The organism is Pseudomonas sp. 21 (assembly GCF_000955805.1).
GTDB lineage: Bacteria > Pseudomonadota > Gammaproteobacteria > Pseudomonadales > Pseudomonadaceae > Pseudomonas.
In genome coordinates this window covers 111758-137746 of sequence record NZ_JYOA01000013.1, presented here as the reverse complement: position 1 = coordinate 137746, position 25989 = coordinate 111758, and the positions used below count along the sequence as shown (strand labels likewise).

General features: G+C 66.5%; 24 protein-coding genes. 8 read left to right on the top strand and 16 right to left on the bottom strand.

The annotated features are described in order from the left end of the window. Window positions 1–78: 78 nt before the first annotated feature. Complete coding sequence (locus UB43_RS26995; protein WP_045217585.1) at window positions 79–1587, bottom strand: CoA-acylating methylmalonate-semialdehyde dehydrogenase; 1509 nt, start codon at window positions 1585–1587, stop codon at window positions 79–81. Window positions 1588–1718: 131 nt separating this feature from the next. Between UB43_RS26995 and UB43_RS26990 the strand changes: the two genes are divergently transcribed. Both UB43_RS26990 and UB43_RS26985 read left to right on the top strand, forming a co-directional pair. Next, window positions 1719–2615, top strand: a complete 897-nt coding sequence (locus UB43_RS26990) for a LysR family transcriptional regulator (RefSeq protein ID WP_045217583.1) — start codon at window positions 1719–1721, stop codon at window positions 2613–2615. 95 nt (window positions 2616–2710) lie between these two features. Then, entirely contained in the window at window positions 2711–3151 is a 441-nt protein-coding gene (locus UB43_RS26985; protein ID WP_045217581.1) for a hypothetical protein, read from the top strand. A gap of 72 nt (window positions 3152–3223) precedes the next feature. Here UB43_RS26985 and paaZ read toward each other — a convergent pair whose 3' ends face one another. The 13 genes from paaZ to paaF form a co-directional block, all read right to left on the bottom strand. Beyond that, entirely contained in the window at window positions 3224–5275 is a 2052-nt protein-coding gene (gene paaZ, locus UB43_RS26980; RefSeq protein WP_045217579.1) for a phenylacetic acid degradation bifunctional protein PaaZ, read from the bottom strand. A 307-nt stretch (window positions 5276–5582) separates the two neighbouring features. After that, window positions 5583–6659, bottom strand: a complete 1077-nt coding sequence (gene paaE / locus UB43_RS26975) for a 1,2-phenylacetyl-CoA epoxidase subunit PaaE (RefSeq protein ID WP_045217576.1) — start codon at window positions 6657–6659, stop codon at window positions 5583–5585. 25 nt (window positions 6660–6684) lie between these two features. Beyond that, window positions 6685–7218 carry a 1,2-phenylacetyl-CoA epoxidase subunit PaaD gene (paaD, locus tag UB43_RS26970; protein ID WP_045217574.1) on the bottom strand — a complete coding sequence of 178 codons (534 nt, stop codon included), beginning with the start codon at window positions 7216–7218 and terminating at the stop codon, window positions 6685–6687. Next, a complete protein-coding gene (gene paaC / locus UB43_RS26965; RefSeq protein WP_045217572.1) occupies window positions 7205–7966 on the bottom strand; it encodes a 1,2-phenylacetyl-CoA epoxidase subunit PaaC in 762 nt (253 codons plus the stop codon). The genes paaD and paaC overlap by 14 nt, the downstream gene beginning before the upstream one ends. 11 nt (window positions 7967–7977) lie before the next feature. Then, a complete protein-coding gene (paaB, locus tag UB43_RS26960) occupies window positions 7978–8259 on the bottom strand; it encodes a 1,2-phenylacetyl-CoA epoxidase subunit PaaB (RefSeq protein WP_017520939.1) in 282 nt (93 codons plus the stop codon). A 20-nt stretch (window positions 8260–8279) separates the two neighbouring features. Continuing rightward, entirely contained in the window at window positions 8280–9272 is a 993-nt protein-coding gene (gene paaA / locus UB43_RS26955) for a 1,2-phenylacetyl-CoA epoxidase subunit PaaA (RefSeq protein ID WP_045217569.1), read from the bottom strand. Window positions 9273–9695: 423 nt separating this feature from the next. Further along, window positions 9696–10049, bottom strand: a complete 354-nt coding sequence (locus UB43_RS26950) for a DUF1428 domain-containing protein (protein ID WP_045217567.1) — start codon at window positions 10047–10049, stop codon at window positions 9696–9698. A gap of 258 nt (window positions 10050–10307) precedes the next feature. Continuing rightward, window positions 10308–11627, bottom strand: a complete 1320-nt coding sequence (paaK, locus tag UB43_RS26945) for a phenylacetate--CoA ligase PaaK (RefSeq protein WP_045217565.1) — start codon at window positions 11625–11627, stop codon at window positions 10308–10310. 173 nt (window positions 11628–11800) lie between these two features. Continuing rightward, entirely contained in the window at window positions 11801–13015 is a 1215-nt protein-coding gene (gene pcaF / locus UB43_RS26940; RefSeq protein WP_045217563.1) for a 3-oxoadipyl-CoA thiolase, read from the bottom strand. After that, entirely contained in the window at window positions 13012–13452 is a 441-nt protein-coding gene (paaI, locus tag UB43_RS26935; RefSeq protein ID WP_045217562.1) for a hydroxyphenylacetyl-CoA thioesterase PaaI, read from the bottom strand. Before paaI ends, pcaF begins: the two co-directional genes overlap by 4 nt. Further along, window positions 13445–14962 (bottom strand): 3-hydroxyacyl-CoA dehydrogenase PaaH, encoded by a 1518-nt coding sequence (paaH, locus tag UB43_RS26930; protein WP_045217561.1) that lies wholly within the window; start codon window positions 14960–14962, stop codon window positions 13445–13447. Before paaH ends, paaI begins: the two co-directional genes overlap by 8 nt. Window positions 14963–14965: 3 nt before the next feature. Continuing rightward, window positions 14966–15757 carry a 2-(1,2-epoxy-1,2-dihydrophenyl)acetyl-CoA isomerase PaaG gene (paaG, locus tag UB43_RS26925; RefSeq protein WP_045217558.1) on the bottom strand — a complete coding sequence of 264 codons (792 nt, stop codon included), beginning with the start codon at window positions 15755–15757 and terminating at the stop codon, window positions 14966–14968. A 71-nt stretch (window positions 15758–15828) separates the two neighbouring features. Then, complete coding sequence (gene paaF / locus UB43_RS26920; protein ID WP_045217556.1) at window positions 15829–16602, bottom strand: 2,3-dehydroadipyl-CoA hydratase PaaF; 774 nt, start codon at window positions 16600–16602, stop codon at window positions 15829–15831. 378 nt (window positions 16603–16980) lie between these two features. Between paaF and paaY the strand changes: the two genes are divergently transcribed. The 5 genes from paaY to UB43_RS26895 all read left to right on the top strand — a co-directional run bounded on the left by paaY (window position 16981) and on the right by UB43_RS26895 (window position 22241). After that, window positions 16981–17592, top strand: a complete 612-nt coding sequence (paaY, locus tag UB43_RS26915; RefSeq protein WP_045217554.1) for a phenylacetic acid degradation protein PaaY — start codon at window positions 16981–16983, stop codon at window positions 17590–17592. 77 nt (window positions 17593–17669) lie between these two features. Further along, the gene (gene paaX / locus UB43_RS26910; protein WP_045217552.1) at window positions 17670–18593 is read left to right on the top strand and encodes a phenylacetic acid degradation operon negative regulatory protein PaaX; all 924 of its coding nucleotides are present in this window, start codon (window positions 17670–17672) and stop codon (window positions 18591–18593) included. A 166-nt stretch (window positions 18594–18759) separates the two neighbouring features. Further along, window positions 18760–19677 (top strand): transcriptional regulator FeaR, encoded by a 918-nt coding sequence (gene feaR / locus UB43_RS26905; protein WP_045217550.1) that lies wholly within the window; start codon window positions 18760–18762, stop codon window positions 19675–19677. A gap of 652 nt (window positions 19678–20329) precedes the next feature. Then, window positions 20330–20734 (top strand): cytochrome c family protein, encoded by a 405-nt coding sequence (locus tag UB43_RS26900; RefSeq protein ID WP_045217636.1) that lies wholly within the window; start codon window positions 20330–20332, stop codon window positions 20732–20734. 16 nt (window positions 20735–20750) lie between these two features. Then, window positions 20751–22241 (top strand): aldehyde dehydrogenase family protein, encoded by a 1491-nt coding sequence (locus tag UB43_RS26895; protein WP_045217548.1) that lies wholly within the window; start codon window positions 20751–20753, stop codon window positions 22239–22241. A 259-nt stretch (window positions 22242–22500) separates the two neighbouring features. On the opposite strand, the gene fahA is transcribed toward UB43_RS26895, so the two are convergent. Together fahA and hmgA are read right to left on the bottom strand one after the other, a co-directional pair. Further along, window positions 22501–23805: a fumarylacetoacetase gene (gene fahA / locus UB43_RS26890; RefSeq protein WP_045217546.1), complete on the bottom strand. Its 1305-nt coding sequence runs from the start codon at window positions 23803–23805 to the stop codon at window positions 22501–22503. A 1-nt stretch (window position 23806) separates the two neighbouring features. Next, window positions 23807–25099: a homogentisate 1,2-dioxygenase gene (hmgA, locus tag UB43_RS26885; RefSeq protein WP_045217544.1), complete on the bottom strand. Its 1293-nt coding sequence runs from the start codon at window positions 25097–25099 to the stop codon at window positions 23807–23809. A gap of 99 nt (window positions 25100–25198) precedes the next feature. Between hmgA and UB43_RS26880 the strand changes: the two genes are divergently transcribed. Further along, window positions 25199–25930 carry an IclR family transcriptional regulator gene (locus UB43_RS26880; RefSeq protein ID WP_045217634.1) on the top strand — a complete coding sequence of 244 codons (732 nt, stop codon included), beginning with the start codon at window positions 25199–25201 and terminating at the stop codon, window positions 25928–25930. The last annotated feature ends 59 nt before the right edge of the window (window positions 25931–25989 follow it).

The following is a 25989-nucleotide window of genomic DNA, read 5'->3' as shown; positions in this document are numbered from 1 at the left end:
GTGCCGGGTCCGGACCAGCATCCTTGCTGAAGTCCGGGTCGGCTCGGGGCGAGCGGGCGGGCAGGCTTTTTTAAGTGATCACTTGAGGTTGATGGTGGTGTTCACCGCGCCGCCGACCTCGTTCTCGTCGAACCAGCGTTCGGTGACGGTCTTGGTCTGGGTGTAGAACTGCACCACCTGCTTGCCGTACGGGCCCAGGTCGCCCAGCTTGGAACCGCGCGAGCCGGTGAAGGAGAACAGCGGCACTGGCACCGGGATCGGTACGTTGATGCCGACCTGGCCGACATCGATCTCTTCCTTGAAGTGCCGTGCGGCGGCGCCGGAGCGGGTGAACAGCGCGGTGCCGTTGCCGTTGGGGTTGGCGTTGATCAGCTCGATGGCCTCGTCGAAGGTCTTCACCGACACCACGCAGAGCACCGGGCCGAAGATTTCCTCGCGGTAGATGGTCATCTGCGGGGTGACGCCGGAGAACACTGTCGGGCCGACGAAATTGCCCTTGGCGTAGCCGGCTACCTGCGGGTTGCGGCCGTCCAGTTCCAGCTTGGCGCCTTCCTGGGTGCCGCGTTCGATCAGGCCGCTGACGCGGTCCAGCGCCGCGCAGGAAACCAGCGGGCCGACGTCGGTGTTGGCCTCGGTGCCGCCACTCACTTTCAGGGTCCTGGCCTTGGCCACCAGGTCGGGAATCCACTCGTGGGCTTCGCCTACCAGGATTGCCACTGACAGCGCCATGCAGCGTTGCCCGGCGGCGCCGAAGGCCGCACCGGCAATGGCGTTGAGGGTCTGCTCCTTGTTGGCGTCGGGTAGCACGATGGCGTGGTTCTTCGCGCCCATCATGCACTGCACGCGCTTGCCGGCCAGGGATGCGCGGTTGTAGACGTGGGTGCCGACACGGGTCGAGCCGACGAAGGAGACCGCCTTGATGTCCGGGTGGTCGCAGATAGCGTTCACCACATCCGGGCCGCCATGGATGACGTTGAGGACGCCCGGCGGCACGCCGGCTTCATGGGCCAGTTCGACCAGGCGCATGGTCACCATCGGGTCCTGCTCGGAGGGCTTGAGGACGAAGGTATTGCCGGTGGCGATGGCCATCGGGAACATCCACAGCGGGATCATCGCCGGGAAGTTGAAGGGGGTGATGCCGGCGCACACGCCGATGGGCTGCAGGATGGTGAAGGTATCCACGCCGCCGGCCACGTTGTTGGCCAGCTCGCCCAGCTGCAGGTTGCCGATGGCGGAGGCGTGCTCGACCACTTCCAGGCCACGGAACACGTCGCCTTCGGCGTCGGGCAGGGTCTTGCCCTGTTCGGCGGTGAGGATCGCCGCCAGCTCCTTCATGTTCTCGCGGATCAGTTGCTGGTACTTGAGGAAGATGCGCGCGCGGGCGCCGATGGGCGTCTTCTTCCAGGTCTTGAACGCCGCCTTGGCGCTGGCTACGGCGCGCTCGACTTCCTCGGCCGTGGCGAAGGGCACGCGGGCAAGGACTTCCTGGGTGGCGGGGTTGATCACGTCGCGCCATTGGGTGGTGGCGGACTCGACGGGCTTGCCGTCGAGGAAGAGTTTGACGGTCGGGACGGCAGTTGCAGTCATCGGGGTTCTCCCAGCCTGAAGGCTTTCTTGTTGTCTGGAACGATCCTAGCAGTGCATTTTTGATGTGCTCAATGAGGTGATGTGCAAGTATGCTCTGCGTTTTTGCACACACCACCCGCGCTGAGGCTGATATGGACTGGGACAACCTGCGGTTTTTCCTCGAGCTATCCCGTGCCGGCAAGCTGACCGTCGCCGCCCGGCGCCTGGGCGTGGACCACACCACGGTCGCCCGTCGTCTGCAGGCTCTGGAGAAGAGCATCGGCGCCCAGCTGCTGGTGCGCGAGCCTGCCGGCTATCGGCTGACCGAGGCCGGCCACGGGCTGTTGCCCCAGGCCGAGGCCATGGAAAGCGCGTGCAAGGTGATCGAGAAACGCCTGGCCGGCGCCGAGGACAATCTCTCCGGCAAGGTGCGCATCGGCGCCACCGAGGGTTACGGCTCGACGCTGCTCACCTCGCAATTGGTGGAGCTGAACCAGCGTCACCCGCACCTGGGCGTGGACCTGCTGGCAGTGCCGCGCGCGCTGCAGCTGTCGCGCCACGAGGCGGACATCGTCATCACCCTGGAGCGCCCCGGCCGCGGGCCTTACATCATTACCCGGCTGACCGACTACGTGCTGCGCCTCTACGCCTCGAAGGGCTACCTCGCCGAGCGTGGGCCGATCCGCAATCGGGACGACCTGCGCGAGCACGCTCTGGTCGGCTACGTCGACGACCTGCTCTACAGCAAGGAGCTGCAGTACCTCGACGAGATCGGCCGGCCGCTGCACATGGCGCTGCGCTGCACCAGCATCCTCGCCCAGCAGCGCGCGGTGGCGGAGGGCGCCGGGCTGGCGATCCTGCCGGCGTTCGCCGCAGCCGAGGACCCGTCGCTGCAGCCGGTGCTGGCGGGGGAAATCGAGTTCGTACGGACCTTCTGGATGCTGATGCCGACCGAGCTGAAGGACATCGCGCGGATGCGCACCACCTGGGATTTCCTGCGGGAAAAGGCCGAAGGCAGTCAGGACGTCCTGATGGGCCGCACAAAGTAAGCGGCGCCGGCCGGTCGGCCCGTGCGGCAGAGTGACAGTTTCAACAGCAAGGGGCCCGCCAGGAACGCGCGGGAACCGTTTGAGGAGAAGGAAGCATGGCTGAAATCATTCCGCTGTCGGTGGAGCTGGAACAGCAACTGGAAGACCTGCAACAGCAAGGAAGGGTGCTGCTTCAGCTGGCGCCCGAGTTGCCTCCCCATGAGGTGGTCGCGGCGATTACCCAGTATGTGCGAGATGCAAAGGCGCAACAGCGCGAGGTGGACGATGACGCGGTGTTCGCCCTCGGCGCGCTGCTGGGGCGGCAGTTCGTGCGGGGGCTGGGCTGGCACTGGGGCGACGTCACCTGGGACGAGGACCCCGAAACGGCGGCCATCGGCGTGCTCAACCCGGATGATTCGCTGTTCAACAACCCGATCGGCTGGGTCAGCCAGGCGCTGGGCAGCGAGGGCGGCGTGACGTTCATGCTGAGCTACAACATGATCCAGGCCAATGAGACTCCGGTCTTCGAGCCGGGGAGCGCCACCGGACTGTATTGAGCAGCAGGGGATGGGCGTGGCCCATCCCCTGGCGATCTGCCGTTGCGCCGGGCTGGTGCAACGGTTCCCGCATCACGCTCGCTTGAGTACCAGGGTGAGGATGTCGTAGCTGGCCACCAGTTCGCCGAGCTGGTTGGTCACTTCCACGTCCCAGGCCACCACGCCCTGCGGCTCGCCCTTGGGGCTCTTCTTGCCCTGGTCGATCTTGCGCTTGCAGGTCAGGCGCGCCTGGATGGTGTCGCCGATGCCCACCGGGTTGATGAAGCGCAGGGTGTCCAGGCCGTAGTTGGCCAGCACCGGGCCGACGCCGGGCGAGACGAACAGGCCGGCCGCCGCGGAGAGCACGAAGTAGCCGTGGGCGATGCGCTTGCCGAACTGCGAATCCTTGGCCGCCAGCTCGTCGAAGTGCATGTAGAAGTGGTCGCCCGACAGGCAGCCGAAGTTGACCAGGTCCGCCTCGGTGACGGTACGGCGGTGGGTCAGCAGCGATTCGCCGATCTTCAGGTCGTCGAAGTGGCGGCGGAACGGGTGCACCTCGGTCTCGTAGACCTGGGCGCCGCGCACGTATTCGCCGGTGACGGCCATCAGCATGGTCGGCGAGCCCTGTACCGCAGTGCGCTGCAGGTAGTGCTTCACCGCGCGCAGGCCGCCCAGTTCTTCACCACCGCCGGCGCGACCCGGGCCGCCATGCTTGAGCACCGGCAGCGGAGAACCGTGGCCGGTGGATTCGGCGGCGGACTCGCGGTCGAGGATGTGCAGGCGGCCGTGCAGCGCGCCCATCACCGGGACGACTTTCGCGGCGACCTGCGGATCACGGGTGATCAGGCTCGCCACCAGGCTGCCCTTGCCGCGGGCGGCGAGGGCGACGGCTTCGTCGATGTCGTCGTAGGCCATCAGGGTGGTCACCGGACCGAACGCCTCGATGTCGTGGGCGCCGCCTTCGGCGTGCGGATCACGGCTGCGCAGCAGGGTCGGGGCGAAGAACGCGCCTTCGGTCACGCCGTCGCCGCGCGGGGCGAAGCCGTCCTTCGCGCCGAAGACCAGTTCGCTGGTTTTCAGCAGGGCTTCCACGCGCTCGGCGACGTCGGACTGCTGGGCATGGGAGGCCAGGGCGCCCATCTTCACGCCTTCCACCGACGGGTCACCGACCACCACCTTGGCCAGGCGGTCACGCAGGCGTTCGGCCACAGCGTCGATGTGCTTGGCCGGGACGATGGCGCGACGGATGGCGGTGCATTTCTGCCCGGCCTTGACGGTCATCTCGCGGGCCACTTCCTTGACGAAGAGGTCGAACTCTTCATCGTCCGGGGTGACATCCGGGGCGAGGATGGCGCAGTTCAGCGAGTCGGCCTCGGCGTTGAACGGCACCGAGTTGCGGATCAGGTTGGGGTTTACGCGCAGCTTGGCGGCGGTGTCGGCGGAGCCGGTGAAGGTCACCACGTCCTGGCCCTGCAGGCGGTCCAGCAGGTCGCCGGTGCCGCCGATGATCAGCTGCAGGCTGCCGGCCGGGAGCAGTCCGGACTCATGCATCACGCGCACGGCGGCTTCGGCGATGTAGCTGGTGGCGGTGGCCGGTTTGACGATGCACGGCATGCCGGCGAGGAAACTCGGCGCGAACTTCTCCAGCATCCCCCAGATGGGGAAGTTGAAGGCGTTGATGTGCACGGCGATGCCGCCGCGCGGCACCAGGATGTGGCTGCCGGCGAACTTGCCGGTCTTGCCCAGCGGCATGGCCGGGCCTTCGTGGACGACGTTGCCCGAGGGCAGCTCGCGACCGCCGACGCCGGCGTAGGCGAACAGGGTGCCGGCGCCGCCTTCGATGTCGATCCAGCTGTCGGCGCGGGTGGCGCCGCTGTGGCGGGAAATCTCGTAGAGCTGTTCCTTGCGCTCGGTCAGGTACAGCGCCAGGGCTTTCAGGCGCTGGGCGCGCTGCTGGAAGTCCATGGACATCAGTTCCTTGAGGCCCTGCTCGCGGGCATGGGCGACGGCTTCGGCGAAGTCCAGCGCCTCCTCGTGAGTGCGCGCCACGGCCTGGCCATTGAGCGCGCTACGCAGCGCCTGGGCGCCGTGCTGGCCGACCCAGCGGCCGCCGATGAAACTTTGCAGGATAGGCTCTTGGGCCATGGTTGTTGTCCTCCGGATCGCTACGCAAGGGGACCGGCTGCTGCCGGTGACCGCCGCGCCGGATGGGCGTCGGCGGCGCATTCTTCATTGGCGGTACGAGGCCGCCGGATTAGGTCCGCCAGGGGCCTTGTGGGCCGCTGGCGGTGGAACGTGAACGACTCTTCGTGGGGCGTGGCCGATCGCGGACGGAGTCCGCTCCTACCCAAGGCCGATCCCCGCGTAGGAGCGGACTCCGTCCGCGATCGATGTCGCCGCCACGCTGGCGTCGATCGGTTCGCGAGCAAGCTCGCTCCTACAAAGATCTGGATCAGAGCTGGTCGAAATCGAGGACCACCTTGTCGCTGATCGGATACGCCTGGCAGCTCAGCACGTAGCCCGCTGCCACTTCGTAGTCTTCCAGGGCGAAGTTGCTGTCCATCTCCACCTCGCCGGATACCACCTTGCACTTGCAGGTCGAGCACACGCCGGCCTTGCAGGAGTAGGGCAGTTCGGCGCCGTGCTCGTTGCCGGCGTCGAGCACGCTGACGCTGTTGCGGGCCAGCTCGAAGGACAGCTCGCGGCCATCGCTGATCACGGTGATCTGGCTCTTCGCGCTGTCGATGGCGGCGGCAGCCTGGCGTGCTTCGCGCTTGCTCTCGCTGCCGGCGGCGGCGAACAGTTCGAAGTGGATGCGTTCGGCTGGCATGCCGTTGCCCTTGAGCTGGTCGCGCACGGTCTCGGTCATCGCCTGCGGGCCGCAGATGAAGGCGGCGTCCAGGCTCTTCACGTCGAGCCAGCGGCTGAACAGCTGGCCGCACTTGTCGGCGTCGATGCGGCCGTTGTAGAGGTCGACATCCTGCTGCTCGCGGCTGAACACGAAGATCAGGTTCAGGCGCTGCAGGTAGCGGTTCTTCAGGTCTTCGAGCTGCTCGCGGAACATCGCGGCGTTGCTGGAGCGGTTGCCGTAGAGCAGGGTGACGCGGCTGTGCGGCTCGGTTTCCAGGGTGGTCTTGACGATCGACAGGATCGGCGTGATGCCGCTGCCGGCGGCGACCGCCAGGTAGTTGCCGTGGCGCGCCGGGTCCAGTTCGACATTGAAGTGGCCGGCCGGCGGCATGACTTCCAGGCTGGCGCCGACCTTCAGCGTCTCGTTGGCGTAGGCGGAGAAACGCCCGCCCGGCACGCGCTTGATCGCCACGCGCAGCTCACCGTCGTTGACGCCGCTGCAGATGGAGTAGGAGCGGCGCACTTCCTCGCCGTCGAGCTGGGTGCGCATGACCAGGTGCTGGCCGTGCTGAAAGCGGAAGCTGTCGGCCAGGTCTGCCGGGACGTCGAAGGCGATGGACACGGCGTCGCGGGTTTCGGCGCGCACTTCCTTGATTTTCAGGCTATGGAACTTGCTCATTGTTCTTCTCCGGCGGCGGCGCCGCTCAGATGCACTTGAAGTAGTCGAATGGCTCGCGGCAGTCGATGCAGCGGTACAGCGCCTTGCAGGCAGTGGAGCCGAACTGGCTGAGCTGCTCGGTGTGCAGGCTGCCGCACTGCGGGCAGCGCACTTCCGGGGTCTCGCCAAGCAGGCTGCGCTTGCTGGTGCTGCCGGCCGGCGGGGCGATGCCATAGTCGCGCAGCGCCTGGCGGCCGCTGTCGCTGATCCAGTCGGTGGTCCAGGCCGGGCTCAGGCGGCGCTCCAGTTGCGGCGCGGCGAAGCCGGCGTGCTCCAGGGCGTGCTGGATGTCCTGCTCGATGACCTCGGTGGCCGGGCAGCCGGAGTAGGTGGGGGTGACCACCACGTGCAGGTGCCCGTCCTGCCAGTCGAGCCCGCGCACGATGCCCAGCTCGACCACGCTGACCACCGGCACTTCCGGGTCCATCACCGCGCCGAGCACGTTCCAGGCGCGGCTGAGGTCATCAGCCGTGCCGGCGCGCGCGCCGCGGTCGCTGGTAATCAGCTCACCAGGTCGCATCGGGGTAGGCCCGCTGGAGGAACTGCATCTCGGCCAGGAGAATGCCCAGATGCTCGGTGTGCAGGCCGCGGCGGCCACTGAGGTAGAAGTTCACCGCAGGCTCGGGCAGCGGCAGGGTCGCGGCGGCGAAGATGTCGGCGACCTTGGCTTTCCATGCGGCGGCGAGTTCTTCCGGGTTCGGCGCGATGCCTTCGGCGAACAGGCGCTGTTCCACTTCATCCGCGTTGCACAGCTCGACGGTAAAGCGCCACACCTGCGGGATCGCCGCGAGCATGCGCGCATGGCTCTCTTCGGTGCCGTCACCCAGGCGCTGCACCCATTCGGAGGAGCGACGCAGGTGGTAGGTGACTTCCTTCAGGCCCTTGGCGGCGATGGCGGCGATGCGCTCGTCGCTGGAGCTGCTCAGGGCGTGCAGCACGTGGAAGTGCCAGGCGTCATAGAGGAACTGCTTGGCGATGGTCACGGCGAAGTCGCCGTTGGGCTGCTCGACCAGCAGGAGGTTGCGGAAGGCGCGTTCGTCGCGGCGGAAGGCGAGGGCGTCGGCGTCGCGGCCGTCGTCCAGCAGTTCCACGGCGTACTCGTACCAGTTGCGCGCCTGGCCTACCAGGTCGAGGCCGACGTTCATCAGCGCCAGCTCTTCTTCCAGGGCCGGGGCGTGTCCGCACCATTCGCACAGGCGCTGGCCCTGGATCAGGGCGCTGTCGGCGAGGCGCAGCAGGTATTCGATCTTGTCAGAATTCGGGTTCATCGCACGCGATCTCACATGTGGCCGACTTCGGGCGGCAGCTCGTAGAAGCTGGCGTGGCGGTAGACCTTGTCCTGCGACGGATCGAACAGCGGGTCCTTCTCGTCGGGGGAGGAGGCGGTGATCAGCGCGGAGGGCACGACCCACAGGCTCACGCCTTCGTTGCGGCGGGTGTACAGCTCGCGGGCGTTCTCGATGGCCATGGCGGCGTCGGCGGCATGGACGCTGCCGACATGCTTGTGGTTCAGGCCGTGTTTGCTACGGACGAACACTTCAAAAAGGGTCCACTCGGACATGGCTTCTCTCTCCTCGCGACTCAGGCGGCGTCTTTCTTCTGTTGTTGTTTGCGGGCGTAGGCGACCGCGGCTTCGCGGACCCAGGCGCCGTCTTCGATGGCTTTGCGGCGGGTGGCGACGCGCTCGGTATTGCACGGGCCGTTGCCCTTGAGCACTTCGTAGAACTCTTCCCACTGGATGTCGCCGAAGTCGTAGTGGCCGCGTTCCTCGTTCCACTTCAGGTGCGGGTCCGGGGCGGTGCAGCCGAGCAGTTCCAGCTGCGGTACGGTCTGGTCGACGAAGCGCTGGCGCAGTTCGTCGTTGCTCTGCCGCTTGATCTTCCAGGCCATGGACTGGGCGCTGTTGGGGGAGTCGGCGTCGCTCGGGCCGAACATCATCAGCGCCGGCCACCAGAGGCGGTTGATGGCGTCCTGGACCATGTCCTTCTGCGCCTGATTGCCGTGGCGCATCATGGTCAGGAGGATTTCGTAGCCCTGGCGCTGGTGGAAGCTTTCTTCCTTGCAGATGCGGATCATCGCGCGGGAATAGGGACCGTAGGAGGTGCGCTGCAGCACCACCTGGTTGACGATCGCCGCGCCATCCACCAGCCAGCCCACCGCGCCCATGTCGGCCCAGTTCAGCGTCGGGTAGTTAAAGATGCTCGAGTACTTGGCCTTGCCGCTGTGCAGCTTGGCGATCTCGGCGTCACGGTCGGCGCCCAGGGTCTCCATGGCGCTGTACAGGTAGAGGCCGTGGCCGGCTTCGTCCTGGATCTTCGCCATCAGCTGCAGCTTGCGCTTCAGGGTCGGCGCACGGGTCACCCAGTTGCCCTCGGGCAGCATGCCGACGATCTCGGAGTGGGCGTGCTGGGAAATCTGCCGGATCAGCGTCTGGCGGTAGGCATCGGGCATCCAGTTCTTCGCCTCGATCTTGATCTCGGCATCGATCTTTTCCTGGAAGGCGCGTTCTTCCGGCGACATCTCGTCCAGCGCCTTGATGCGCTTCACGCCGGTCTCAACCAGTTGTGCGTACATGCTGTGTCTCCAGCCTTTTGTCTTGTTCGTGGGACGGCCTTGGCCATGGCTGTATTTTTAAATGATACAGAAATGAATGTCTAACACTAAATGATGTGTCGTAAATGGATTGTGTATCGCTTTGGCGGGATTTTGGGGGAAGGCGGGCGCGCAAAGGAGCACGTTTCACCGAAAAAGTCGGTAAAAAGTGAGTATTGTGCAGGGATTTGTCGAAATTCTGCGGCGTATTTGTCTGGGCGTGAATGGCGCCTGCCATTCGCCGGAAAGATGACAAAGTGATACGCAAATTAATTTTTAAGAATGAATCATATGTGGTGGTTCGAAGGGGCTGTAGGAGCGAGCTTGCTCGCGAACGCTTTCCCGGCGGCTCCGACGCTGGGCGGGTTCGCGAGCAAGCTCGCTCCTACAGTAAAGCCACGGGGATCAGGCCTGGACGATCACCTGGAAGCCGCCAAAGATCATGCGCTGCCCGTCGAAGGGCATGTCGCTGAACTCGGTCTTCATCCGTGGGTCCTCCATGAACTTCTTCATGCCCGCGTCACGCGCCTCCTTGCTGAGCCAGGTGATCCAGGAGAACACCACGGTTTCGTCTTCCTTGAGCTTCACCGCCATGGGGAAGGAGGTCACCTTGCCCTCGGGCACGTCGTTGCCCCAGCACTCGACGACGCCCAGCGCGCCATATTCCCTGAACATCGCCGCCGCCTTTTGCGCCACCTCGATGTAGCGCTCGCGGCGCGCGGTGGGTACCGGTACGAGGAAGCCATCGACATAGTTCATCGTTCATCTCCTGCGGGTGGGCGGACGGCCGGATGCCGCCTGCCTTTGAGGAATAGTCGAAGGGCAGGGTGAAGGATCGACAGGCAGGGAGGGCGGGGCGACGGGTGGTAGGAATGGTGGGCTACTCCGGAGCTGGGGAGGGGTGCAATACGTGGCGACGAAGTTGGGCGCGTTCGCGAGCAAGAACTGGGCGTCCTCCTCGCTCCTGCAGAAAGCAGAAAGCCCCGCCGAGGCGGGGCTTTCAGTCACACAGGCCAATCAGCCCTTGGGCCGATTGTCATACACGTGGCAGGCCTTGCCTTCCGAGCGCTTGAGGCTATGGGATGGCTGCACCAGCACGCGGGCGCTGACGCCGATGTGGGTCTTGATCTGCTTGCCCAGCTCGCTGCCGATGGCCTTCTGCTCGTCCGCCGACAGGTTCTGCTGGTCGTGGCGCAGCTCGACGTGCACGTCGATGCAGTCGAGGTTGCCGTTGCGGTGCAGGTGGATCTCGTAGCACTCGGCGAGCTGCTTGATCTTCAGCACCTGTTCCTCGACCTGGGTCGGGAAGACGTTGACGCCGCGGATGATCAGCATGTCGTCGCTGCGGCCGGTGATCTTGTCGATGCGCCGCATCGGCCGCGCGGTGCCCGGCAGCAGGCGGGTCAGGTCGCGGGTGCGGTAGCGGATCATCGGCAGCGCTTCCTTGGACAGCGAGGTGAACACCAGCTCGCCGTACTGGCCGTCCGGCAATACCGCGCCGGTCACCGGGTCGATGATCTCGGGGTAGAAATGGTCTTCCCAGACGGTCGGGCCGTCCTTGGTCTCGGCGCATTCCATGGCCACGCCCGGGCCCATGATTTCGGAGAGGCCGTAGATGTCCAGGGCGGTGATGCCCATGCGCTCTTCCACGGCGCGGCGCAGTTCGGCGGTCCACGGCTCGGCGCCGAAGATGCCCAGGCGCAGCTTGAGGCTGTGCGGGTCGACGCCCTGGCGCTCGATCTCGTCGGCGATGTTGAGCATGTAGGACGGGGTGACCATGATGATGTCCGGCTGGAAGTCGCGGATCAGCTGGACCTGCTTCTCGGTCTGGCCGCCGGACATCGGGATCACGGTGCAGCCCAGGCGCTCGGCGCCGTAGTGCGCGCCCAGGCCGCCGGTGAACAGGCCGTAGCCGTAGGACACGTGCACCTTGTCGCCCTTGCGGCCGCCGGCGGCGCGGATGGAGCGCGCGACCACGTTGGCCCAGGTGTCGATGTCGTTCTGCGTGTAGCCGACCACCGTGGGTTTGCCGGTGGTGCCGCTGGAGGCGTGCAGGCGCACGATCTCGTTCTGCGGCACGGCGAACATGCCGTAGGGGTAGTTGTCGCGCAGGTCGTTCTTGCCGGTGAAGGGGAACCTGGCGAGATCGTCCAGGGAGGTCAGGTCGTCCGGGTGTACGCCAGCCTCGGCGAAGCGCTTCTGGTACAGCGGGACGTTGTCGTGGGCGTGCTTGAGGCTCCAGCGCAGGCGCTCCAGCTGGTGCTGGCGCAGCTCGTCGACACTGGCGGTCTCCATCGGGTCAAGCAGGGCACGTTCGGCATCATGGTACATGTTCATGGGTTCACTCGATTTGTTCTTGTACGCCAGCCCGTAAGGGGGCTGCGAGTGTCATGGGAGCAGCATAACGCCCCCGTTCGCGGAAGGATTCGAACCCCTGCCAGAGACTTTGCTCTGTCTGCCAGCCGGTGCACTTGGCGACTGGCGGTGCGGGGTCCGAAGCTCCCTTTGGATCAGATTCGCTCGATGATCAGGGCGATGCCCTGGCCGACGCCGATGCACATGGTGCACAGGGCGTAGCGGCCACCGCGTTCCTCCAGCTCATGCAGGGCGGTGGTGACCAGGCGTGCACCGCTCATGCCCAGCGGATGGCCGAGGGCGATGGCGCCGCCGTTGGGGTTCACCCGTGCGTCGTCATCCTTCAGGCCCAGCTCGCGCAGCACGGCAAGTCCCTGGGCGGCGAAGGCTTCGTTGAGTTCGATCACGTCCATGTCGTTCAGCGACAGGCCGGCCAGCTCCAGCACCTTGCGGGTCGCCGGCACCGGGCCGATGCCCATGATCCGCGGCTCGACGCCAGCGGTGGCCATGGCGACCACGCGGGCGCGGGCCTTCAGACCGTGGCGCGCGGCGGCGGCCGGGGAGGCCATCAGCAGCGCACAGGCGCCGTCGTTGACGCCCGAGGCGTTGCCGGCGGTGACGCTGCCGTCTTCGCGGAACGGCGTGCCGAGCTTGGCCAGTTGCTCCAGGGTGGTGTCGCCGCGCGGGTGTTCGTCCTGCTCGACCACCTTGGCCGGGCCTTTGCGCTGGGGAATCTCCACCGGGACGATTTCCTTCGCCAGGCGGCCGTTGGCCTGGGCGGCGGCGGCCTTGTGCTGGCTGCGCAGGGCGAAGGCATCCTGGTCTTCGCGGCTGATGTTGAACTGCTCGGCGACGTTCTCGGCGGTTTCCGGCATGGAGTCGATGCCGAACTGCTTTTTCATCAGTTTGTTGACGAAGCGCCAGCCGATGGTGGTGTCGAAGATTTCCGCACTGCGGCCAAAGGCCTGCTCGGACTTGCCCATCACGAAGGGCGCGCGGGACATGGATTCCACGCCGCCGGCCAGCATCAGCCCGGCCTCGCCGCAGCGCAGGGCGCGTGCGGCACTGCCCACGGCGTCAAGGCCGGAGCCGCACAGGCGGTTGAGCGTGGTGCCGGGTACGGTGACCGGCAGGCCGGCCAGCAGCGAGGCCATATGCGCGACGTTGCGGTTGTCCTCGCCGGCCTGGTTGGCGCAGCCGAAGATCACGTCGTCGATAGCGCTCCAGTCCAGCTCCGGGTGGCGCTGCATCAGGGCCTTCATCGGGATCGCCGCCAGGTCGTCGGCGCGCACGCCGGACAGGGCGCCGGCGTAGCGGCCAATCGGCGTGCGCACAGCGTCGATGATCAGGGCGTCAGTGAGGTCTGTCATTCGGAGGTCTCCTGCGCCAGCACGGTGCCGCGCACTTTGTAGGATTTGCCGTGGAACAGGGCGATCAGCTGGCCCTGGGAATTCTCGATGCGCACGTCGTAGTTGCCGGTGCGGCCGCTGCGGCTCTGCTCGAAGGCGCTGGCGATCAGTTCGTCGCCTTCACGGGCCGGCGCCACGTAATCGATGCTGCAGCCGATGGCGACAGTGGCGTCGTTGTAGCTGTTGCAGGCGAAGGCGAAGGCCGAGTCGGCCAGGGTGAACAGGTAGCCGCCGTGGCAGGTGCCGTGGCCCTGGATCATGTCTTCGCGCACACGCATCGACAGCTTGGCGCTGCCCGGGCCGGCATCCAGCAGCTGGATGCCCATGCGGCGGGTGGCCTGGTCGCGCTCGTACATGGCCTCGGCGCAGTCGCGGGCCAGACGGGTGGCGTCAGTCATGAAAGGTTCTCCCCTCGGCATGCAGGCGGCGCAGCAGCAGGGACGGGCGATAGCGGTCCTCGCCGTAGGCGGTTTGCAGGTTGTCGAGTACGCGCAGCACGTTGCCGATGCCGATCTGCCCGGCCCAGGCCAGCGGGCCCTGCGGGTAGTTCACCCCGGCGCGCATGGCGAGGTCGATGTCAGCGGCGCTGCCGACGCCTTGCAGCACGGCGTCGGCGCCTTCGTTGGCGAGCATGGCGACGGTGCGCAGCACGGCGAGGCCGGGCGTGTCACTCAGGCGGCTGGCGGCGATGCCGGCCTTCGCCAGCAGGGCGACGGCCTGGTCCAGCGCTTCGGGCGTGGTGTCCGCCGAGCAGGCAATGCCCAGGCGCGAGGCCTTGGGGTAATCCAGCGCGAGGTCGATCAGCACCAGATTGCGCAGGCCGTCTTCCTTGGCGCGCTGGCTGGCGAGACGGCCATCGGACAGTGCGATTACCGCATCACCGACACGCAGCAGGCCATTGCCGGCGCGCTGGACGATCTCGATGCCGGCGTCTTTCAGGCGAAGCGCCAGTGGTTGGGCGACGCCCAGGTCGCCCTCCAGCACGCAGGCGCTGACAGGCGAGGCGCTGCTCAGGCTGGCCGGCTGCGGGCGCTCGGCGCCTTCGGCGTAGTCATAGAAGCCGCGACCGCTCTTGCGGCCAAGGCGGCCGGCGTCCACCAGTTCCTTCTGGATCAGCGAGGGCTGGAAGCGGAAGTCGCCGTAGTAGGCGGCGAACACCGAGCAGGTCACGGCGTAGTTGACGTCGTGGCCGATCAGGTCGGTCAGCTCGAAGGCGCCCATGCGGAAGCCGCCGGCATCGCGCATCAGCGCATCCAGCGTCGCGCAGTCGGCGGCGCCTTCCTGCAGCAGGCGCAGGCTTTCGGCATAGAAGGGGCGCGCCACGCGGTTGACGATGAAGCCGGGGGTCGATCTGGTGTGCACCGGCTTCTTGCCCCAGGCCAGCGACGTGGCATACAGGCTGTCGGCCAGCGCCGGATCGGTGGCGAGGCCGGAGACGATTTCCACCAGCGCCATCAGCGGCGCCGGGTTGAAGAAGTGCATGCCAACCACCTGCTGCGGGCGTTTGAGGCCGGCGGCGAGGCTGGTGATGGACAGCGAGGAGGTGTTGCTGGCGAGGATGCAGTCTTCTGCGCACAGCGCTTCCAGTTGCTGGAACAGGCCGCGCTTGACCTCCAGGTTCTCGACGATCGCCTCGATCACCAGCTTCGAATCGGCCAGCGCCTCGATGGCTTCCACCGGTTGCAGGCGGGCGACGATGGCGCTGCGAGCTTCGGCGGCCAGCTTGCCTTTTTCCACCAGGCGGCCGAGCTGGCGGTCGATGCCGTCGATGGCCTGGGCGGCGGCGCCGGGGCGGTTGTCATAAAGCTTCACCGGATGGCCGGCCTGGGCGGCGACCTGGGCGATACCCGCGCCCATGGCGCCCGCGCCGATGACTGCGACTTTTGCGTCTTGCTGAAGTGCGCTCATCGATCAGCGGCCCTTGAAGCTGGGGGTGCGTTTTTCCATGAAGGCGGACACACCCTCGCGGTAGTCCTCGCTGCGGCCGGCCAGGCGCTGCAGGTCGCGCTCCAGCTCCAGCTGCTCGTCGAAACTGTTGTTCAGGCTGGCGTTGAGGCTGCGCTTGATCAGCGCCAGGCCGTAGGTCGGCTGGGTGGCCAGATGACGAGCGAGCTTGAGGGCTTCCTCGCGCAGGTTGGCGTCATCCACCACCTGGTAGATCAGGCCCCATTGCTCGGCCTGCTCGGCGCTCAGGCGATTGCCCAGCAGCGCGAGCGCCTTGGCGCGGGCCATGCCGACCAGGCGCGGCAGGGTCCAGGTGCCACCGGAATCGGGGATCAGGCCGATCTTGCAGAAGGCCTGGATAAAGCTGGCCGAACGCGCCGCCAGCACCAGGTCGCAGGCCAGCGGGATGTTCGCGCCAGCGCCGGCGGCGACGCCGTTCACCGCGCAGATCACCGGCAGCGGCAGGTCGCGCAGGGTGCGGATCAGCGGGTTGTAGAACTGCTCGATGGATTGGCCCAGGTCAGGCGCCTCCGCGCCGGGTGCGACATTGCGGTCGGACAGGTCCTGGCCGGCGCAGAAGCCGCGGCCTTCGCCGGTCAGCAGCAGGACGCGGGCTTCCGGGTTCTGTCGGACCTGCTTGAGCGCCTCGCGCACTTCGCCGTGCATGGCGGCGTTGAAGCTGTTCAGCTGCTCCGGGCGGTTCAGGCTGAGGAGGGCGACGCCGTCCTCGATGGAAAACAGGATGTGCTCGAAGTTCATGGGCGGGCTCGCTCCATCAATAGGCAGGCTTCTGCCAGACAAAAGGGGGGATTCGCTCAGCGGCCCTGGCTCTATTGGCCAAGGAAGGCTGGCTGGCGCTTTTCCTGGAAGGCACGGATGCCTTCGTCGCGGTCGGCGGTGCCGGCCAGCAGGGTGAAGGCGTGGCGCTCGAAGCGCAGGCCGGTCGCAAGATCGGTGTCCTGCGCCTTGAGCAGCGCTTCCTTGGCCAGGCGCACGGCCAGCGGCGCCTTGGCAGCGATGAGCTTGGCGATCTGCAGGGCACGTTCGACGGTGAATTCGGGCTGGGTGACTTCGCTGACCAGGCCGGCGCGCTGGGCGTGGCGGGCGTCGATGGCTTCACCGGTGAGCACCATCTGCATGGCCAGCGGCTTGCCCACGGCGCGCAGCAGGCGCTGGGTGCCGCCGGCGCCGGGCATGATGCCGAGGTTGATTTCCGGCTGGCCGAAGCGGGCGTCTTCCCCGGCGATCAGGATGTCGGCGTGCATGGCCAGCTCGCAGCCGCCGCCCAGGGCGAAGCCGTTGACGGCAGCGATCAGCGGCTTGGAGAAGGCGGCAATGCACTGCCAGTAGCCGACGCGGGGGTCGTTGAGGATGCCGACCAGGTCGCGCTCGGCCATCTCCTTGATGTCGGCGCCGGCAGCAAAGGCCTTGCGGCTGCCGGTGAGCACCACGACGCGGGTCTCGCTGTCCTGCTCGGCGGCGTCGAGCTCGGCGGCCAGCTCGCCGAGCAGTTCGGTGTTCAGGGCGTTCAGCGCCTCGGGGCGCTGCAGGGTGATCAGGCGGACGCCTGCTTCAGGCATCTGAACGGCAAGGGTGCGAGGCATGACATCGTCCTCAGGCTGCACGCACGGCTTCATGGCCGGCTGGTATTGGAATTATGGGAGGCAGGCGTTGCCCGTCTCCGGCCTTCTCGCAGTATAGGCCTAAAGCGATACGAAAAAACAACTACGAAAGTTGAATCGTGTGTCTAAAATATTTCTGCGGGTGCCATGGGGTGAGTGCGAGTCAGCGGTCAGGAACTGCGCTCATGCTGCGTATTTACTGGTTTTATAAGCCATTTTTCCATCCCATCGGCGTCTGCCGAAAGTGATACGTCAGATTTCGATTGGAGGCTTCAGCTTTGATGTGATACAAGATTTGAAAAAGAACAAATCGCTTTGTGCGGTGACGTCGGAGTGCCGGCGGTGCCGCAGGAGAAACTGATGCCCTGCTACAGCCTCGAAGGCGTGCGCCCGGTCGTTCACCCGACTGCCTATGTCCACCCCACTGCCGTGCTGATCGGCGACGTCATCGTCGGTCCTGGCTGCTATGTCGGCCCGCTGGCGGCGCTGCGCGGCGACTTCGGGCGGATCGTCCTCGAAGAAGGCGCGAACCTCCAGGATACCTGCGTCATGCACGGCTTCCCGGACAGCGACACCGTCGTCGAGCGCAACGGCCACATCGGCCATGGCGCGGTCCTGCACGGCTGCCGTATCGGCGAGGACGCCCTGGTGGGGATGAATGCCGTGGTGATGGACTACGCGCAGATCGGCGCGCGCTCCATCATTTCAGCTGCCGCCTTCGTCAAGGCCAAGTTCGACTGCCCGCCGCAAAGCCTGGTGATGGGGGCGCCGGCCAGCGTCAAGCGCAGCCTCAGCGACGAAGAGGTCGCCTGGAAGCGCCGTGGCACCGAGGAGTACCAAGCCCTGGCCAGGCGCTGCATCGAAAGCCTGGTGGAATGCCAGCCGCTGGCGGAAATGGAAGAAGAGCGCCCGCGCCTGGGCGATTCCGGTTTCCGGCCCAAGGCAGCGGCAGGGGTAGGGAAGGGCGCATGAGTACTGGGGTTCGCTCCAATGGCCAGGCAGTGCGGCGGGCAGGTATAGTCGCCGCTCCTTCGCCTGCGCACCGTGCCATGACCGCTCTAGCACCGCTGAATCAGCTGATCAATCGCTTCCAGGAACAGACGCCGATCCGCGCCAGTTCGCTGATCATCACCCTGTATGGCGATGCCATCGAACCCCACGGCGGCACCGTCTGGCTGGGCAGCCTGATCAATCTGCTGGAGCCGTTCGGCATCAACGAGCGGCTGATCCGTACCTCGATCTTCCGCCTGACCAAGGAAGACTGGCTGACCGCCGAGAAAGTCGGCCGGCGCAGCTACTACAGCCTGACCGGCACTGGCCGGCGGCGATTCGAGAAGGCCTTCAAGCGCGTCTACAGCTCCAGCCTGCCGGCCTGGGACGGCTCCTGGACCCTGGTCATGCTCTCGCAGATCGCCGCCGACAAGCGCAAGCAGGTCCGTGAGGAGCTGGAATGGCAAGGCTTCGGCGCCATTTCGCCGACCGTCATGGCCTGCCCGCGTGCCGACCGCAGCGATGTCATGGCGACCCTGCAGGACCTGGACGTGGCCGACGACTGCATCGTCTTCGAAACCCGCGCCCAGGACGTGCTGGCTTCCCGCGCCATGCGCATGCAGGTGCGCGAGAGCTGGAAGATCGACGAGCTCGGCCAGCACTACAGCGAATTCATCCAGCTGTTCCGCCCGCTCTGGCAAGCGCTGCGCGAGCAGGACCAGCTGCGCCCGGAAGACTGCTTCCTGGCGCGCACCCTGTTGATCCACGAGTACCGCCGGCTGCTCCTGCGTGACCCACAATTGCCCGACGAACTGCTGCCGGGCGATTGGGAAGGGCGGGCGGCGCGGCAGTTGTGCCGCAACATCTACCGACTGATCCACGCCAAGGCCGAGGACTGGCTGAACCGCAACCTGGAGACCGCCGACGGCCCGCTGCCGGACGTCGGGGAAAGCTTCTATAAGCGTTTCGGCGGATTGAACTGACAGGAGTTGGCGTGAAAAATGCCTCTCGTTTTGCAACGCTGCGGTTGCAGGGCGGGGACAGCGTGGTGCGATCCTTTCCAATGGAACGGCGCCGCGAACGATGACGACAGGCCCATGAGGCCGTCGCTGAATAACAACAAACAATGCGTGTGAGGCTTTGCAGGTCATGAATTCTTCATCGACATTGAGGGATGACGCTTTCGAGGCGTGGCTGGGACAGGTCAACCGGGCGTGCGGTCGTTTCGATGCGCGCACCCTCGGCCCCCAGTTCCATGGACGGTTGCGCGAATACCAGGGCGGTGCGATCAAGCTTTCCGTGGTCGACATGGCCCAGGTGCACCTGTACCGGACCAGCAAGGAAGTCGGCACCAGCGCCGGCGGCCACTACTACGCGGTGTTCCAGCTCGAAGGGCGCTCGCGCCTGGAGCAGGGCGACAACCGCGTTGAGCTGTCGCGTGGCGACATCAGCCTGATCGACGCCAGCCGGCCCAGCGACATGACCTACCTGGAGGAGTCCCGGCAGCTCTCGCTGATCCTGCCGCGCCAGGTGATCGAGCGCGGCCTGCGCATGTCGGAAGTGACCTGCGCGTCGAAGATCCCCGCCAGCTCGCCGATTGCCGTGCTCGCCAACCGCCTGATCGTCGAGACCAGCCAGCAGGAAAGCCTCGGCATGCTGGAAAGCGAAGCGACCCTGGACGCCCTGGTGACGCTGCTGCGCCCGGCGCTGGCCAGCCACGACGTCGAGCAGGACAACCACGAACGCATGTTCCGCAAGGCCACGGTCTTCATCGACCAGCACATCGGCGCCGAAGAGCTCTGCCCCGAGCTGATCGCCCGTGAAGTGGGCATCTCGGTGCGCGGCCTGTACCGCATGTTCGCCAAGAAGGGCCTGGTGGTGGCGCAGTACATCAAGAACCGCCGCCTGGACTTCTGCGCCGAAACCCTGCGCAACGCCCAGTTCGAGCAGAAGCTGTCGGCGCTGGGCTATGCCTGGGGCTTCTCCGATTCGAGCTATTTTTCCACGGCGTTCAAGGGACGCTTTGGCGTATCGCCGGGCGAATACCGCAAGCGTTACGCGAACTGAGCTGGAACGCGAGTAACGTTTCGATCATATGTACCGGCCTCCCTCTCCCTAACCCTCTTCGGCGCAGGCTGAAACCGATGCGTCAGCCGGCACGGACGGCTCCCTCTCCCTAACCCTCTGCGTGAAGGGAGAGGATACTGGATCGGCGCAGGCCGAAACCGATGTGTCAGCCGGCACGGACGGCTCCCTCTCCTAACCCTCTCCGTGAAGGGAGAGGTGACTGGATCGGCGCAGGCTGAAACCGATGCGTCAGCCGGCACGGACGGCTCCCTCTCCCTAACCTTCTCCCTGAAGGGAGAGGAGACTGGATCGGCGCAGGCTGAAACCGATGCGTCAGCCGGCACGGACGGCCCCCTCTCCCTTCAGGGAGAGGGCGGGGGAGAGGGTTGGAAATCGCGCTGGGTTTTCCATGAAGGGGAGCCTCTCCATGTTCACCGCATCAGCGGTGCAATCGCCGTATTGCCGGCCTGTCGGCGCGGATCGCGGATAAGTTACGTTCCGACGAAAAGCGCGCGTACTTTTCCCGCTACCTTGGCACTCCCGCCAACACGTCTGGCACAGAGGAAAAGACCCTCCCGAGCGCCGCTGGCAACAATCACCTTCGATGACGCGCGCCATCCGGCCGCAAGCTGTACTCGAAGGTGATTTCCCGATGTCCCGCAACAAGCTCCGATTCGGCGCCCTCGGCCTGCTGCTGGCCGGCGCGCTGCTGCAACCGGTCCTGGCGTTCGCCGGGGACTGCCCGGCCAGCGATGCCCAGCAGGGCGAAACCGTCTTCGCCCGCGACTGCTCGATCTGCCACACCGCCAAGGCCGACGGCCCCGGCATGATGGGCCCGAACCTGCATGGTGTGGTCGGCCGCATGGCTGGCTCGCTCGCCGGCTTCAGCTACTCCCAGGCAATGAAAGGCAAGGGCGCGGCCTGGTCGCGTGACAACCTCGACGCCTTCGTCAGCCAGCCCCAGGCCGCCGTGCCGGGAACCTACATGCCCTTCGCAGGCCTGGCCGACGCGGCCGAGCGGCGGGCGCTCACCTGCTGGCTGAGCCAGCAGCACTGATATTCCAGGAGAGACCATGAACGTCACTGAAATCCTGCCCAAGGTCGCTGACTTCCTGCAGCGCAAGCACGGCTGCTTCATCGACGGCGCCTGGGTGGTGCCCGAGGGCGCCCGCACCGACGTGCTCAACCCGGCCACCGGTAAAGCCATCTCCAGCGTCGCCGACATCGATACCGACCTGCTCGACCGCGCGGTGAAATCCGCCCAGGCTTCGTTCAAGTCCCGTGTCTGGGCTGACCTGCGCCCGGCCGACCGCGAGCGCATCCTGCTGCGCTTCGCCGACCTGGTGGAAGCCAACGGCGAAGAACTGGCCCAGCTGGAAACCCTCAGCCAGGGCAAGTCGATCAACATCGCGCGCATGCTGGACGTGGGCGCCACCGTCGAGTTCATGCGCTACATGGCCGGCTGGGCGACCAAGATCGAAGGCCAGTCGCTGAACGTCTCCATCCCGCTGCCACCGGGCGCCAAGTTCACCGCCTACACCCGCCGCGAGCCGGTGGGTGTGGTCGCCGGCATCGTGCCGTGGAACTTCCCGCTGATGATCGCGGTATGGAAGCTGATCCCGGCCCTGGCCACCGGTAACAGCGTGGTGATCAAGCCCGCCTCGGAAACCCCGCTGACCGCCCTGCGCCTGGCCGAGCTGGCCTTCGAAGCCGGCGTGCCGGCAGGCGTGTTCAACCTGGTGACCGGCGATGGCCCGCGCATTGGTGGCGGCCTGGCCAGCCACAAGCTGATCAACAAGGTCTCCTTCACCGGCTCCACCGCAGTGGGTCGCAGCGTCGGCCTGGCCGCCGTGCAGAACATGACCCGTTTCGCCCTGGAACTGGGCGGCAAGAACCCGATGATCGTCCTCGCCGACGCCAACATCGACAACGCCGTGCAGGGCGCGCTGCTGGGCGGCCTGCTGAACAACGGCCAGGTCTGCGCCGCGGCGTCGCGCTTCTACGTGCATCGTTCGCGCTACGACGAATTCGTCGAGAAACTGGCTGCTGCCGTTGCCGGCATGAGCCTGGGCGAGGGCATGGACCCGACCGCGCAGATCAACCCGCTGGTGTCCGCCAAGCAGCAGCGCAGCGTGCTGGACCATATCGCCCGCGCCGGCGAGCAGGGCGCGCGCATCGTTTGCGGTGGCGAGCAGGTTGGTGGCAGTGGCTTCTACGTGCAGCCCACCGTGCTGGCGGATGTGACCATGCAGATGGCCGTGGCCCGTGACGAAGTGTTTGGTCCGGTGTTGGCGGTCCTGCCGTTCGACGACGAAGACCAGGCCATCGAGATGGCCAATGACAGCGAATATGGTCTGGGCGCAAGCCTGTGGACCAACGACCTGTCCAAGGCGATGAACCTGGTCCCGCGCATCGAGTCCGGTACCGTGTGGGTCAACGCCCACGTGCTGCTCGACCCGAGCATGCCCTTCGGCGGCGTCAAGCAGTCGGGCATGGGCCGCGAGTTCGGCCGCGCCGTGGTCGAGGCCTATACCGAGATCAAGTCGGTGTGCATCGCGCACTGATTGATAGTGAGAGCAACACCCTCGTTTAGCAGCGGGCCTTCGGGCCCGTTTTTTTGCGCCTGGATCAAGCCTGTAGGAGCGAGCTTGCTCGCGAACTGCCCTGCCACAGTGCTGCCGGCTGTTCGCGAGCAAGCTCGCTCCTACGAAGAGCAGAGGCGTAGGGCGAATAACCTGGAACAGGTTATCCGCCGGCTACTCGGCGGATAACGCTGGCGCGTTATGCGCCCTACGGTCCTACCTGGAGCGCTGGGCGCGGCGGTCAATGCGCCGGCAGAATCCGTCCGCGGCACTCGCCGAAGCCGATGGACGCATGCCCCTCGCGGCGGCAGCGAGCGCGCAGGATGATCTCGTCGCCGTCTTCGAGGAAGCGCCGCTCCTCGCCGTTGCCCAGCACCAGCGGCTGCTTGCCGCCGCCGGTCAGCTCCAGCAGGCTGCCGAAGCTGTCCGGCGTTTCGCCGGACAGGGTGCCGGAGCCGAACAGGTCGCCCGGTTGCAGGCGGCAGCCGTTGACGCTGTGGTGCGCGACCATCTGTGCGACGGTCCAGTACATGTTCAGCGTGTTGCTCAGGGCAATGCGCTCGGGCGCCTGGTGCTCGCGACGCATGCGTGCGGTGTGCAGCAGGACTTCCAGTTCGATGTCCAGCGCGCCGCGCTGCTGGTCGCCTTCGTCGTACAGGTACGGCAGCGGCTGCGGGTCGCCTTCCGGACGGGCCGGCTGGGCGACGCGGAAGGGTTCCAGCGCCTCCGCGGTGACCACCCAGGGCGATACCGTGGTGGCAAAGCTCTTCGACAGGAAGGGGCCGAGCGGCTGGTATTCCCAGGCCTGAACGTCACGTGCGGACCAGTCGTTGAGCAGGCAGAAACCGGCGATGTGGCCGGAGGCCGCGTTGATCGGAATGGCCTTGCCCTGGTCGTTGCCCTGGCCGATCCAGATGCCCAGCTCCAGCTCCAGGTCCATCCGCGCGCAGGGGCCGAACACCGGCACGTCGAGGCCGGCGGGCAGGGTCTGGCCGTTGGGGCGGCGCACTTCGGTGCCGGAGGGTACGACGGTGGAGGCGCGGCCGTGGTAGCCGATGGGCACGTACTTGTAGTTGGGCAGCAGCGGGTTGTCCGGGCGGAACAGCTTGCCGACGTTCTTCGCGTGGTGGATGCCGACATAGAAGTCGGTGTAGTCGCCAACTTTTGCCGGCAGGTGCATGCGGCACGCGGCCTGGGGCTTGAGCAGCGCGGCGCCGAGGTGCTCCATGCGCTTCTGTTCGCCGCTGCCTTCGCTGAGCAGGTGGATCAGCGCGTCGCGCAGGGTGCGACGCGCGGTGCCGCCGAGGGCAAAGAAGGCATTCAGGCTGTCGCCGCTGGCCACCAGCGCGGCCTGGTGCGCGGCACCATGGAAGAGGCCGGTCTCGCAGGCGGTCTTCAGGTCGAAGATGTAGTCGCCGATGGCCACGCCGCCACGGGGCGAGTCACCCGGCGGGCTGAACACGCCCAGCGGCAGGTTCTGCAGGGGGAAGTCCGGGTGGCCGTTGGCCGATTCGATCCAGCTTTGTGCGTTAGGGGTGACACTCATTTCAGTGCTCCGAAGAAGGGGCGAAGGTCTTCTGCATGCCGCTCCAGCAGCTGTCGTAGTCAGGCTGCAGTTGCGGGCAGTCGAGGGCGAAGCGGCTGGGGCGCAGCACGCGGCCGGTCTCGAACATGAAGGCCATGGTCTGGTCGATCTTGTGGGGTTTGAGGTCGGCGGCAATCGCCTGCCGTGTGGTGGCGTTGTCCGGGCCGTGGGCGCTCATGCAGTTGTGCAGCGAGGCGCCGCCGGGGACGAAACCGTCGGCCTTGGCGTCGTACACGCCCTGGATCAGGCCCATGAATTCGTTCATCAGGTTGCGGTGGAACCACGGCGGGCGGAAGGTGCTTTCGGCCACCATCCAGCGCGGCGGGAAGATCACGAAGTCCATGTTGGCCATGCCGTGGGTGTCGCTGGGCGAGGTCAGCACGGTGAAGATGGACGGGTCCGGATGGTCGTAGCTGATCGACCCGAGGGTGTTGAAGCGGCGCAGGTCGTACTTGTAGGGGACGTTGTTGCCGTGCCAGGCGACCACGTCCAGCGGCGAGTGATCGAGCTGGGTGGCCCAGAGCTCGCCGAGGAACTTCTGCACCAGCTGCACCGGGCCTTCGACGTCCTCGTAGTGCGCCACCGGGGCGAGGAAGTCGCGCGCATTGGCCAGGCCGTTGCTGCCGATGGGGCCGAGGTCGGGCAGGCGCAGGGCGGCGCCGTGGTTTTCCGCCACATAGCCGGCGGCCTCGGCGTCCAGCAGCTCGACGCGCAAGCGCATGCCGCGCGGGATCACGGCGATCTCCAGGCTGTCCAGTTCCAGCACGCCGAGCTCGGTGACCAGGCGCAGGCGGCCGGCCTGGGGCACGATCAGCAGCTCGCCGTCGGCATTGAAGAACACCCGGCTCATGGAAGTGTTGGCGCGGTAGGCGTACAGGCTTACGCCGCTGCAGGCCTCAGCCACCGCGTTGGCGGCCATGCATAGCAGGCCGTCGACGAAGTCGGTAGGCTCCTGCGGGATCTCGAAGCTGTTCCAGCGCAGGCGATTGGGCGTGACGGGGCCGAGGGTGGTGCCGGTGATCTGCCGCTCCAGGCGCTCGAAGCGCGGGTGCGCGGCGGACGGCCGGATGCGGTACAGCCAGGTGCGCCGGGCCTCGCTGCGCGGGACGGTGAAGGCGGTGCCGGAGAACTGCTCGGCGTAGAGGCCCAGCGGCACCTGCTGCGGCGAGTTCATGCCCACGGGCAGGGCACCCGGCAGGGCCTCGCTGGCGAATTCGTTGCCGAACCCGGATTGGTAGGCAGGAGAGGCGGTCATGGCGGTTTTACTCTTGTTATCGTAATTGAATTACGATTAACGTAATTTCGTGTCGACGGGCCGTCAAGTCCGTCTGGGAGTTCCTTTAAGTTGAAGACCATGAACGACGCAGAAGACTCCGTCCCGACGAAGGGCGCAAAGGTGCAGTCCGCCGAAGTCGGCACGCAGATCCTCAAGGCCCTCGCGGACCTCGCGCCGAGCACCTCGCTCAAGGCCTTGGGCGAGTACCTGGACATGCCGGCGGCCAAGGTCCACCGCTACCTGCAGGCGCTGATCGCCAGCGGTTTTGCCGAGCAGGACCCGCTGACCAACCATTACGGCCTGGGACGCGAGGCGCTGTATGTCGGCCTGGCGGCGATACGGCGGCTGGACGTGGTGAAGGTCGCCAGCCCGGCGCTGGCCGAGTTGCGCGACCAACTGGGGCAGACCTGCTTCCTCGCCATCTGGGGCAGCCACGGGCCGACCGTGGTGCAGGTGGAACCGGCGCAGGGGATGGTCACGCTGGTCACGCAAGTGGGCTCGGTGCTGCCGTTGCATGGCTCATCCACCGGGCTGGTGTTCGCCGCCTGCAAGGATGGGCTGGAGGAGGGCGCGGACCTGACGGTGCTGGCGAGCATTCGCAGCGAAGGCCTGCATGCCGTCCACGGCCTGCTGATGCCGGGGGTGAATGCGCTGTCGGTGCCGCTGTTCAAGACGGGCCGCGAACTGGCTGGGGTGATTACCGTGGTCGGCTCGCAGGCGAGCTTTGCCGCCGAAGTTCACGGCGAGGCGGCGCGGACCTTGCGGGTGGTAGCTCGGGAGATCAGTTTGCGAATGGGGGGAGAGGTTTGAAATCGTTCAACCCGGGAGTCGAAGTGTAGGAGCGCGCCTTGCGCGCGATCGCGGGCATG